This is a genomic window from Listeria sp. MAN/IMW/UF555 (assembly GCF_058684075.1).
Window position 1 is genome coordinate 1255130 of the sequence record NZ_JBZWZS010000001.1, and the last position, 12573, is coordinate 1267702.

General features: G+C 38.6%; 12 protein-coding genes. 1 reads left to right on the forward strand and 11 read right to left on the reverse strand.

Annotated features, from left to right (window positions below; translation table 11 throughout):
• Positions 1-56 precede the first annotated feature (56 nt).
• A complete protein-coding gene (gene ppsA, locus AC4PG8_RS06260) occupies positions 57-2657 on the forward strand; it encodes a phosphoenolpyruvate synthase (protein ID WP_492170161.1) in 2601 nt (866 codons plus the stop codon).
• A 41-nt stretch (positions 2658-2698) separates the two neighbouring features.
• Here the strand turns inward: ppsA and AC4PG8_RS06265 are convergent, their stop codons facing one another.
• From AC4PG8_RS06265 to AC4PG8_RS06315, 11 genes are all read right to left on the reverse strand, one after another.
• Positions 2699-3121, reverse strand: a complete 423-nt coding sequence (locus tag AC4PG8_RS06265; RefSeq protein ID WP_003760402.1) for a NusG domain II-containing protein — start codon at positions 3119-3121, stop codon at positions 2699-2701.
• A gap of 12 nt (positions 3122-3133) precedes the next feature.
• Positions 3134-3526 carry a DUF1149 family protein gene (locus AC4PG8_RS06270; protein WP_003760399.1) on the reverse strand — a complete coding sequence of 131 codons (393 nt, stop codon included), beginning with the start codon at positions 3524-3526 and terminating at the stop codon, positions 3134-3136.
• Positions 3527-3594: 68 nt separating this feature from the next.
• A complete protein-coding gene (locus AC4PG8_RS06275) occupies positions 3595-3975 on the reverse strand; it encodes a VOC family protein (RefSeq protein ID WP_010990405.1) in 381 nt (126 codons plus the stop codon).
• A gap of 15 nt (positions 3976-3990) precedes the next feature.
• Positions 3991-4998, reverse strand: a complete 1008-nt coding sequence (locus tag AC4PG8_RS06280; protein ID WP_003770381.1) for an inorganic phosphate transporter — start codon at positions 4996-4998, stop codon at positions 3991-3993.
• Between the two features lie 107 nt (positions 4999-5105).
• On the reverse strand, positions 5106-5504 hold the full coding sequence (locus AC4PG8_RS06285) for a hypothetical protein (RefSeq protein WP_003770379.1): 399 nt from the start codon (positions 5502-5504) through the stop codon (positions 5106-5108).
• On the reverse strand, positions 5495-5911 hold the full coding sequence (locus AC4PG8_RS06290; protein WP_033533551.1) for a DUF4064 domain-containing protein: 417 nt from the start codon (positions 5909-5911) through the stop codon (positions 5495-5497). Before AC4PG8_RS06290 ends, AC4PG8_RS06285 begins: the two co-directional genes overlap by 10 nt.
• 132 nt (positions 5912-6043) lie before the next feature.
• Positions 6044-7978: a BglG family transcription antiterminator gene (locus AC4PG8_RS06295; protein WP_492170211.1), complete on the reverse strand. Its 1935-nt coding sequence runs from the start codon at positions 7976-7978 to the stop codon at positions 6044-6046.
• A 32-nt stretch (positions 7979-8010) separates the two neighbouring features.
• Positions 8011-10638, reverse strand: a complete 2628-nt coding sequence (mngB, locus tag AC4PG8_RS06300) for a mannosylglycerate hydrolase (protein WP_492170162.1) — start codon at positions 10636-10638, stop codon at positions 8011-8013.
• 21 nt (positions 10639-10659) lie between these two features.
• On the reverse strand, positions 10660-11772 hold the full coding sequence (locus tag AC4PG8_RS06305; RefSeq protein WP_003723113.1) for a PTS fructose transporter subunit IIC: 1113 nt from the start codon (positions 11770-11772) through the stop codon (positions 10660-10662).
• Positions 11773-11775: 3 nt separating this feature from the next.
• Positions 11776-12108, reverse strand: a complete 333-nt coding sequence (locus tag AC4PG8_RS06310) for a PTS fructose transporter subunit IIB (RefSeq protein WP_003729043.1) — start codon at positions 12106-12108, stop codon at positions 11776-11778.
• Positions 12105-12563: a PTS sugar transporter subunit IIA gene (locus AC4PG8_RS06315; protein WP_003770368.1), complete on the reverse strand. Its 459-nt coding sequence runs from the start codon at positions 12561-12563 to the stop codon at positions 12105-12107. Before AC4PG8_RS06315 ends, AC4PG8_RS06310 begins: the two co-directional genes overlap by 4 nt.
• Between the last annotated feature and the right edge of the window lie 10 nt (positions 12564-12573).

Sequence of the window (12573 nt, forward strand, 5' to 3'; positions counted from 1 at the left end):
ACATTGCCGCTTTACAGTCAAGAATTTATTTTTGCGAAAATTTGGGAGGGAACGAAATGACGTCATACGTATTGAAATTTCAGGAAACCAACGAAACAAATGAAGCCTTAGTTGGTGGCAAAGGAATGAATTTAAGCGAGTGCGCAAAGATTCAAGGCGTGCGCGTACCAGCCGGTTTTTCCGTTACGACCGAAGCATACAAAGAAACCGTAGCAGAAAACCATGAATTCAAGCAACTCCTGGAACAACTCACACTCCAAGAAAACGAAAACACAGCGGCCATTCGTGAAATTAGCGCAAAGATTCGCACACTCATTCAAAATATCCCGATTGCTCCAGAAATCAGCGCTGAAATTGATGCTGCTATTATGAATATTGATGCAAAGGCGGCATTTGCTGTTCGCTCTAGCGCTACCGCCGAAGACCTCCCTCATACGTCCTTTGCTGGGCAACATGATACTTATTTAAATATTATTGGTAGAGATGAAATACTGCGCCATATTAGTAAATGCTGGGCTTCTTTATTTACCGAGCGTGCTATTATTTACCGAAACGAAAACCATTTTGAACATAGCAAGGTGCATTTGGCTGTAGTTGTTCAAGAAATGATTTTCCCTGAAGCTTCTGGCATCCTATTCACCGCAGATCCAATCACGTCTAATCGAAAATCGCTAGCTATTGATGCAAGTTTCGGCTTAGCTGAGGCTCTAGTTTCCGGTTTAGTGTCAGCAGATTCCTATACCGTCCAAGAAAATACTATTACAAATAAAATCATTGCCACTAAAAAAATCGCCATATATGGGTTAAAAGAAGGCGGAACGGAAACGAGGCCACTGGAGCCATCCAAGCAAACAGCTCAAACATTAACCGATGAACAAATTTTAACTTTAGCTAAACTTGGCAGAACCGTAGAAGCTCATTTTAATAAACCACAAGATATTGAATGGTGTTTGGCTGAGGGGCGATTTTATATTGTTCAAAGTCGTCCGATTACTACGCTTTATCCAGTTCCTGAGGTGGACGAGCCAGGAAATCGGGTCTATATATCTGTGGCTCATCAACAAATGATGACTGATGCAATGAAGCCACTTGGTCTTTCCTTTTATTTAATGACAACCCCTGCTTCGATGTATCCAGCTGGTGGAAGATTATTCGTGGATATTACCCAAAGCCTATCCTCCCCCACTTCAAGAGATATGATGGTAAATACACTTGGCGCGTCTGACCCATTAATTAAAGATGCTCTTTTGACAGTTATTAATAAAAAAGATTTCTTGCCACCATTACCAGTGGAAAACACACCCAATCATGCGACCGCACCAGGCAAACCACCTGTACGAAATGTTCCTGATCCCGCTGTCGTTTTTGAATTAGTAAAAAATAGTGAAGCATCCATTAACCAACTTAATGAGACGATTAAAACGAAATCAGGTTCCGCCTTGTTTGATTTCATTGTAGAGGACCTTCTGGAGCTTAAAAGCGTTTTATTTAACCAGACAAGCATCGATGCAATTATGGCTGGTATGGACGCTTCTGCATGGTTAAACGAGCATATTAGCAAATGGCTTGGTGAAAAAAATGTAGCAGATACACTTTCGGAATCTGCACCCAATAATATTACTTCACAGATGGGCTTAGAATTGTTAGATGTAGCCGATGCTATTCGACCGTATCCTGCTGTTAGAAGCTATTTAGAACAAACTAAAAATCCAGATTTCTTAGCTGATTTAGCTCATTTAGAAGGTGGTAAAGAAGCAAAACATGCAATTGAAGCCTATTTAGAAAAATACGGAATGCGCTGTGCCGGCGAAATCGACTTAACAAAAACGCGCTGGATTGAAAACCCGCTAGCGCTCGTCCCATTAATTTTGAGTAATATTAAAAATTTCGAACCAAATGCAAGTAAACACAAGTTCGAACAAGGCGAAAAAGAAGCGCGCGAAAAAGAACAAACCCTTTTAAAACAGTTGGCAGAGCTTCCAGACGGGGCTGAAAAAGCAGCCGAAACAAAAACGAAAATCGATACTTTACGTAATTTCATCGGCTATCGCGAGTATCCAAAATACGGAATGATTAATCGTTACTTTATTTATAAGCGCGCGTTACTCCGAGCTGGCGAAGAGCTTGTGAGAAGTGGCGTTATCTCAGAAAAAGAAGATATTTATTTCCTTTATTTTGAGGAATTACGCGAAGTTGTACGTACAAATAAAGCTGATTATCAACTTATTAATACTAGAAAAAGCGATTTTGCTTCTTATGAAAAATTGACGCCACCGCGGATTCTTACATCGGACGGCGAAATGATTAGCGGGCAATATCACCGCGAAAACCTTCCGGAAAATACGATTCTCGGTCTGCCTGTTTCATCGGGTGTGGTTGAAGGTCGGGCACGCGTTATTTTAAATATGGAAAAAGCTGATTTAGAAGATGGCGATATTTTAGTTACAGCTTTTACCGATCCAAGCTGGACTCCCGCGTTTGTTTCGATTAAAGGGCTTATCACCGAGGTTGGCGGGCTGATGACACATGGTGCAGTAATTGCTCGGGAATATGGTCTCCCTGCTGTTGTTGGTGTCGAAAATGCCACTAAAATTATACAGGATGGCGCACGTATTCGAATAAATGGAACAGAAGGATATATCGAACTCCTTGATTAAATAAAAAACAGCAAGCCCCAAATACTGGGCTTGCTGTTTTTCTAATTTGGCACAATTAAATCTGTATCAGGATCTTTGCTATCTTTCTGTGTTGATTTTATTTCCACGAATACTTTATGGGGTAAACAAACAATGGTGTCACCAGCTTTAGATTTCCAGCCCATTTTCACACCAACTTGGTCAGGGCTGTTGTCTTCTTTGATGCGAATTCGCTCGCCGTCTACTTCCATCAAATTATATTGTGCGCCTTTTCCTTTAATCGTAAATTGCTCATTTCCTTTATGACCTGTTAGCGGAATTTCCCGAATTACTTTGCCATTTTGTGAAATGATTGCTACGACTTCATCGCCGGTATTTTTAGCCTCAGCAACGGAAAATAACAATAGTGGTAAAAACGAACCCAAAATCAGTGCAACGATAATTACAAAATCAAATGGGCGTACCATTTTCATATATTGGCGCATTTCTTCTCCTATCTAGCCGTTATGATTAGCATTAAAATCTAAACTAACCCCTGGCTCATCAAATGCAATTTCGGTCACATCGTAAGTAAGACGTTTAATATAATCAATTAGTGGATTTGATAAACCTTCCACATCTTTTGCTTCTAAGTCAGAAAATTGACCAAAAAAGTCTTTTAACTGGATAATACGGCTAATTCGACCGTCAATCCGGAAATTTTCAAGAACTAGTAAAAACGGAATCGTGATTTTAAAAATCTTACCTTTAGCCATTAATTCTACGTTTCCATCAACTGGTTCTACTTCATGGACTTCTAATTCAATTTTGTTTTCGAACGGTTGATTTTCTTCCATCGTTGTTTCAAAGTTGTATTTCTCTACGACAATTTTATTAGTTACAATATCCATAAATTCACCTCATCAATAATATGTATAACTGTATACTACATGATAAATAAGTTAGTGACAAATAGGTACTAACAAGTGATTTCTATTCGATTGCCTTCTGGATCAAGAACTACACTTTCATAGTAGCCGTCTCCAGTTGTTCTCGCCTCACCAGCGACACTAAAACCAGCTTGTCTTATTTTTTCTGTTAGTTCATCCACGGCTTCTTTTGAGTCCGTTGCGATCGCAATATGTGCCCAGCCTAAACTTTCGCCGGTGTTTTTTCCAGCAACATCGATGCGGCTCATAATTTCCAGCCTTGCCCCACTTTTAAAAGAGAGAAAATAGGATTTGAAGCCTTTTGTTTTATTTTCGTATAACTCATTGGCTGTTGCACCAAAATAAGTCACATAAAATTGTTTCATTTTTTCTAAATCTTTTGTCCATAAAGCTACATGTTCTATTTTCATTTAAATTCCTCCTAATTATAAGAAAATGGCTGCTGATATCCAGTATACCACTGCCGCTAAGAGTCCAGCTAATGGTAACGTGATGAACCAGGTGACCACCATATTTTTACCGGTACGCCAGTTTACTTCTTTTTTATGATTAGCAGTTCCAACACCCATAATGGAGCTATCGATTACTTGCGTTGTACTCACTGGTAAATGGATTAAAGTAGCTGACATGATTACCGAAAGCGAACTTAAATCCGAAGCTACTCCTGTTACTGGTGTAATTTTCATAATCTTTGTTCCAACTGTTTTGATTATCCGGTAACCACCGACAGATGAACCAATCGCCATGGAAGCCGCACAGCTAACTTGAACCCAAAATGGAATTCCAGCTGATTCTTTTAAAAGTCCACTTGCAACTAAAGCTAGCGTGATAATCCCCATTGTTTTTTGGGCATCATTCGTTCCGTGAGAATATGCTTGAACGGCAGCAGTTCCAATTTGAATAAAACGAAAACGCCGATTCATTTTACCAAGTTTTTTATCATGAAAAAGGGTTTTAAACAGCGAATATATTAAATAGCCGACTGTAAAACCAATGATTGGCGAAATTATTAACGCGATAATAATCGTTGTAAATCCAGACCAATTAAGCACGCTAAAACTACTAGCAGAAGCAATAGAAGCACCTGCTATCGCACCAATAAGAGCGTGCGAGGAACTACTCGGCATCCCCACAAGCCAAGTCATCAAATTCCAAATCACCGCAGCAATTAAACCACATAAAACCACAAATTCTCCGTTATTTAATGAAAAAGGATCCACTATACTCTTTGTAAGCGACTCGGCTACTCCAGTAAAAGAAATCGCTCCTAAAAAGTTCATCACAGCAGCAATCCCAATCGCCACACGTGGTTTTAACGCTCTAGTGGAAATACTCGTAGCAACGGCATTTGCAATATCGTGAAACCCATTTATAAAATCAAACGCTAACCCCATTATAACGATAATAACCGTTATTAAAATAACCGTATCCATTCAACAATTCCCCTTGTCGAGATTCACTTTTTTATAGTCTATACCCCTTTTATGTAAATATAAAAAGAATCTGCTCCATATTTGGTAGCAGATTCTTACAGATGTTATTAAAATTCTTGCCAGTTGTCCATATCATATTGATATTCATTGTCATAATCGTAGTTATAATCGTTCATCATATTATGCATTCCACCATCGTTTGCTACGAAAAATAGCAAGAAAATGCAGGCAATAATGACGATAAAGGTATTTACTACTGCTACACCAATTCCACTAATAAGTAGACCTAAGTTTTTTCTCATTACCTCGCCTTTTGTACGAACGATAAGATAAATAACTAGAATAATAATTACATTGATGAAAATCATTAATAGGCACCACAGAATCGCATTCATACCGCGTTGTTCTGCATCTTTATAAATCCAAATAGCTAATAGCACTTTTGCTGCGAGTCCTAGAAACATAGCAAAAATCAAAAATATTGGAAAGAAGACTGCTATTCCCATTTTATCCCCTCATTTTCTCTAAAATTTGTTTTGTATTCCTTTTTTGTAAGAGTTAAAATTCCTGCGATTAAAAATAGAATACCTTGTATTGAAAAAACTTGCAATCCTCCTAAAACGATAAAACAAACAGCAATTGTTTTTACTTTAGAGCTGTTATTTTTAATTTTAAAAGCTCCAATAAATCCAAAAACAGCTGATGCTACTGTAAAAATCACAGCAATAATAGAAAAGAAAGTAAATATCCAAGACATAATCATTTCTTCAGAACCACCATAAGTCGTTGGTGAACCCGATAAAACAATTGCGCTAAATCCAAAAACCAGTGCATATAATGCTGCTGCAAAAAAAGTGATGATACTAAAAGAAGCGCCTATTATAAGCAAAATAAATTCTGTTTGTCTATTCATTAAATCCTCCATCTGTATAATTATTCTCCTTACTAGTGTACCATGAAATCGCCTTTGACCAAATGGTAAAATCAAAAAGTTCACTAAAACTTCATCAAAAAAGCTACTTCCTTGATAAAAAGGAGGTAGCTTTTACTTTTTCTTTAAAATATCGTTCGCTAAACTAGTAAAATCCGTAAAACTTTGTAAAGCCGCAAGTTTTTCGCCGTACTCTTCGCGAACTAATTCCACAAGTAATTCATAAATATTGATTGCTTCTTCATAATCATTTTTACTAATACATAATAAAAAGACAGCGTGAACAGATTGTTTTTGATCCCATTTAATCGGATTATCTAAAATTCTGATGACGATTTTCGTCTCTTTAGCCATTAAGCCTAGAGGATGCGGGATGGCGATTCCAGTTCCGAGTACCGTTGAACCGAGCCGTTCCCTTTCTATTACAGAATTCAAAAACTCGTCGCCAACAATATTTTTGCTTTTTAGTGACTCAACCATCTCTTCCAAAATCGCCGTCTTATTAGTAAGCGTACTTCTTGCAAAAAACGCAGCGTCAAAGAAGGAAGATAAAAAGCCACGATTAGGGTCTGTCTGCTCCTCGATAATCGCTCCAAGCATTTTCAATTCTTCGTTCGTTGGGATATTGCTGATTTTAATAACTGGTTTGTTTTTTTCTGGAATTCTGACGGTGGAAAGAATAATATCTTCTTCAATATGAATAAAACGATTATATTCTTGAATGGAAACAACTTTAGTAATGTCTAAATTACTTACGGCTGATTTTACTTTCGCTTCCACAATTCGTGCAGTTCCAAATCCCGAACCGCACACAATGAGCGCTGATTTATGGCGATAATAGGATATTTGATAGTTTCGTTCCAATGAAGCACCGATATGAAGCGCCAAATAAGCTAATTCATTTTGATTAATATCGTATGGATAATCTTTTTTTAGTGATTCCACTGCATCTAGCGTGATTTCGTAAGCCAGTGGGTAGTATCGTTTGATATGCTCGGTCATTGGATTTTTTACAGTCATATGATATTTCACGCGATATAGCATGGAATGAATGTGTGCGATTAAATCTTTTTTTAGCTGTAAATCATCTTGCAAACGATAAAAATATTGCGATTCAATCCGATTTAACATCCCTTCAATATAGGCATAATCATCGAATTCGCTAATTTCTTTATCTTCCACATTCAAAATCCGTTTACTAGCAATTTGGAGAAGCAAATAGTTTTTGTCCCCTTCTGAGATTTCAATTTCAAAAAGAGAAGCTAGAATGCCAGCTAAATGATTTGCGATAGCGATTTCTTCTTCGCTAACATCCGTTAACTCAAATTGTTCTAAAGAATGCCCTAGTTCAATTCGCTCTACTAAAATCATCATATGTAAGAGCAAATTTTGAAGTGCTTCATCTGTAAAACGAATGTTGGTTGCAAAAAAATAATCCGTCACGGCTGACATTAACTTTTGCAACTTCTCTTTTTGTTTATGCCACTCAAAAAATGTTTCTAAGTAGGACTCTGGCGCTTTTTTTGAGGCAATCAGAGCCGTTAGTGTGTAGCGCATTTTTTCTTCTTCTCCAACAATTTTCACGCCGCATCCTGGTTTTGAGACGAGCGTTAAATCATAAGATGCGATAACTGTTCGGACCTGTTTCATGTCATTAGAGATCGTCGCCCGGCTAGCAAAAAGGGTGTCTGCCAAATCTTCTAATTTAATATAATCAGCGCTAGAAAGTAGTAAGAATATCTCGTATTTCACGCGTTCTTCCGGGTTATCTAAGTCAAAATAATCCGCATTTTTCGGTTTATTTTTTTCGGCCTGAAATGCTTCAAAGGCAGTAGAATCAAGGATTTCTATTTTATAACCAGCTCCTCTAGTTAGTGTAATAGTTGCTCCGTTTGTTTTGAGGAATTCGGTTAATTTGGCTATGTCCGTTCGGATTGTTCGTTCTGAAATATGTAAATCTTGGCTGAGTTTCTGAGCTGACAGGTGGCTACCCGCATCAAGGAGCATGCCATATAGTGTTTCTAAACGTTTATAAGCGAAATATCCCATCATAAGCAGCTCCTTTTTGAGGTAGTTAAACTTTACTTTTCAAATAAATATGTTTGCACTTTAGCGTGTGTTAAGGTTGTTTTTGTTTCAGCTTCATTGCTTTCATCCAAGTGGCGTTCTTTGCCTTGGAAAATTTCTGGGATGGCAATTTCTTTTTGTAAATAAGGGTTGAAAAAGCGGGTAATGAAGGCATCACTATCCTCAGCTTTTTTCACCGCGCTAATAATCGCCCCGTCTATCACTGGGAGTCCCAAGCTATACGTGCTGTCTAATGTTTTTTCTTCGTCGCGGTATACGTAAATCAATCGACCATTAAGAAAATCAGACATTTGGTAAACTGGTGGGTTTGATAAGTATTCTTTTGCTTTTTTCGCAATGTTTGCTTCGTCAAAAGAGCTTTCAAATAAGGTTAGCGCAAATGTGGCATTTATTTCGCCAAGTAATTGAGCATCAGGTGTTTCAACGATGGATTCACCGGAAGCGCGGCCAGGACGGTACAGTAAATCCGTTTTACCCATATGACTAAATGTGCGGAATAATGTTAGCGAAATCGTATCATAATTTTCACCAATGATTTCATATTCGCGCACGCCTTCTGTCATTACGGCAACCCCGTGCGATTCATCATGTAAACTTACGAAGCTTTGCATTGCTTCAATCGAAATTGGTGCTTCTTGCCATTCTTCCGCTTCCCATACGTCCATTTCTGGCAGTCGTACAGGACGGTTGATTGGGGCGAATAATTGGTCAGCTGTGGAAAATTTGCTAGCTATTTCAGTTGCGAAAGTGACGCATAAACGATGGCTCAGTACTTGGTTGATAACTTGCACATCAAAGCGAATAAGCTCTTCGTTTTTCCGTAAAGAAATTAACGTTTTGATTGTCATTTCTTTTGTTTTTTCACCATTCGCACGTTCTTCTAAATTATACGGTACATTTAACTTGAAGGAAATAGTTAAAGCTTGGTTAATACCCGATACACTCGTCTCTACGCTATCTATTATCGCTTCTTTAGATGAAATTAATAGATCTTTACGCGGCGGCGAATAATTGTAGGAATCTCCGTCATCACCATTTTCCACAAAAATCATTTGGTCTGTGTAGGTTCTGCCGGATTTCTTATCATGGATTGTTAATGAATTATTATCTGCTAACTGAATTTTGTAAAACTCATTTTCGATTTTTGTTTCAGCAGATTGTTTTGGTTGTTGTTCAGCTACTTCTTTTTCTAAATTAAAGTAGATTGTGTCATATCCAAGCGCTGGAATGCTGTTCACATCTACTAGCATCGTTGCTAAAAAGACTTTTTCTGGTAAATAAACTGGTTTGCTTGGGTTCAGATAAATATGTTGATTTAAGACATATTCCGTTAAGTCCTTTTTCTCTAGAATTGTGTATTCAAGCTCGTTTCCTCGCGTATCTTCTATGGTGAAATTGTCTTCTGGGATATACGCGGTCATTTTAATCACGCCACTTTTTTCGTATGGCAGTGGGTTGAAAACGGTAAATTGGAATGGTTGTTTTTGTGCGATTTTTTCGCTAATTAGACGCATGTTTAAATCGAGTAAATTGGTTGCTAAATCAGAAGCTAATTTATAGCGATGTTTGACGTCACGGTTAGTCGTGTCACTGTTACAGCCGCCAATGCTATCGTGCGCAGCATTTTCAAACATCAATTTCCAAATTTCCGCGAGCTCATTATGTGGATAGCGATTTCCAAGTGAGTAGCTTATCGACAGAACCGGCTCTAGCACATTGCTTAAAAAGTTTTCGATTTCATTATTTGCTTGTTTTAAATCTGCCCGAGTGGAGAAAATCGATTTGTGCAGACGGCTATGTTTACCTTCTGTTAATTCCCCAGCAATCACTGGCAAATCAGTTACATCTTTTTCTAAATCAGCAAAAAATGTTTCTGGAGAAGCGATTTGGTATTCACGCGAATAATCTAATTCATTAAATTTCGCAACTAATTCTGGTAAGTTTTTTCTGACTGGCGCTTGGTCTAAGCCGTTCGGGAAGTATACGTTTGGCGTGGATGCTTTTTCTTCTAGAGCGCCAATTTGCTCATCCAAATACGTTTTTAGTTCTGTTTCATTTTCCGGAATGTTCGCTCCGTAGTAGTAGCCGAATGGGATTTGTTCTGCTAGCATTTCTGTTCCATCATCACCGCGCCAGATAAATTCGGTTTGTTTCAAGCGATTATCGGCAACCCCGCGCCAAAATAGAAACTTTGAAATCCCAAATTCTTTATAAATTTGCGGCATATTCCCGCCTTGTCCGAATGCATCGGGGACATAGCCGACAGCCATACTATGTCCCATTTCGCGAGCGATTCTCGTTCCATACAGCAAGTTTCTAACGATTGATTCTTGTGAAATGACTAATTGGTCCGTTTGTGTATACCAAGGCCCTGTAATAAGCCGTTTTTCAGCAATAAGTTTTTCTAATCTAGTTTTATCTTCGGGGCAGTAGCGTAAATAATCTTCTATTAAAGAACTTTGGGCATCCATTAAGTAAAAATGGTAATCGTCTTTCGCTTCTAAAGTTTCAATCACTTCTTTTAAATGCTTCACTAAATAGATTGTCGAACGGCTTGAAGTGAAATACCATTCTCTATCCCAATGTGAATGCGGAATTACATGTACTTTCGTTTTAGCCATTTTAATTAAATCCTCCAACTATTATTTAATCTCTATTTCATCAAAACTAATATCAATATCATCTACAGCGTCATCTGCAGCAGCTGTTTCTTCTTCGGTGAAATTCACGAATAAGTTAGCGCAGATTCCGATGATAAATGCACCAACCAAGCCACCAACTAAGTAAGCCCAGCCGTTACCAATGGTGAAGAAACCATACATTCCACCAATCGGCGGCATTTTCACATAAGCGCCAAGTCCCATTGTTACTGCACTACCAATCGCACAGGCAATCACATTTAGTGGAATTAATTTACCAGGGCTACGTAGTGTAAATGGAATCGCACCTTCTGTAACGCCAATCAGTCCCATAATTAGTGCACCATTTCCAGCTTCTTTGAATGTAGTAGAATAATTCTTTTTGCGTAAAAGTGTAGCGATTCCGTAGCCAAGTGGCGGAATACAAATTGCGACATTAATCATGATCGAAGGTAGGTAAATGCCACTCATAAATAGCGCATTCCCAGCCATCCAAGCAGCTTTGTTTACCGGTCCACCAAGGTCAAATCCAATCATTGCTCCTAAAATAAGTGCGAGAATAATGACGTTTGTATCGTTTTTACACATTTCAGTTACCCAATCAAGTAACGTTTGGTTTAACCAACCAAGTGGTCCGCCGAGAATCAGTGACATCAGTATCCCTGTGGCACCAACTGTAATAAGTGGCAAAATAATTAGTGGTAAAGAACTAGCAGCTGGTCCAGTGATACGAACATGTTTTTTAACCCAGTTTGTTAACCAACCAGCGAAGAAACCAGCAACCACGGCACCTAAGAAACCAGCATTTGTACTAGTAGCAAGTACCCCGCCGACAAAACCAGCAGCAAGAGCCGGTTTTCCAGCGATCGAATAAGCAATATATCCCGCAAGTACTAAGTTAAGTAAACCAATTGCCGCCCAACCTACATTTTGGAATAAGTAAACGTAATGATAAAATCCGCTTGCATCTGCGTAGGCATCTAAATTTGTAACGCCACCGATAATTCCAATCAATTTTGCAACAGCTACAACAAGTGATCCTGCGATAATGACTGGTAGCGCGTAAGATATACCCGACATTAAGTGGTCTTTTGCTTCGTTTAATTTCCCTTTCATGACTTAGTTAGCCTCCTTTTGTTTACGTGCTTCAATTGCTGCAACTACTTTACTTAACACCGCTTCCCCGTTCGCAACACATTGACCAATTTTCACACGAACGACTGGTTTTCCTTTGAAACGGTCTTCCCCGTCGATTACTTTATCCGCCGCGATGATAACTACATCTGCTGCGCTCACTTCGGCTGGCGTAATTTCATCGATAGTGCCCATTGCTCCTTGTTGCTCAATTTTGACATCGTGTCCTAATTTCACTCCGGCTTTTTCTAGTGCTTTGGCTGCCATTGGTGTATGCGCAAGCCCTGCAATACATGACGTAACTCCTACAACTTTCATATCAATTCTCCTTCCAAATTATCTTTCAAGTAATCCATTAGCTCATGTTCCGTTTGAATCGTTAAAATTTGTTCTTGAAACGCTTCTTCTAGTAAATTCACAGCCACACTTGATAAAATTTTCAAATGTTGCTGACTTGCCTCGCTTGCTGGAACTAATATCGCAAAAATAGCTTGTGCTTTAAAGCCTTCTTTGGAATCCCAATCAATCGGTTCAACTAGGCGAATAAAAAGCAGTTTCGCTTCCGATATTGCCTCTGTTTTCGCATGTGGAATGGCGATTAATTGTTGTACTGCTGTCGCGTATTCTTTTTCGCGCGCCCATAAGTCACGTTCCACCTGAGCTGAATTTGTTGTGATACCGATTTCTTCTGCCTTGTCTGCAATAAAAGCTAGCACTTCTTCTTTTGTGCTTAGATGCTGATTTAAAAATAATTGTTCTTCCGATACTATCATTTCGTCACCC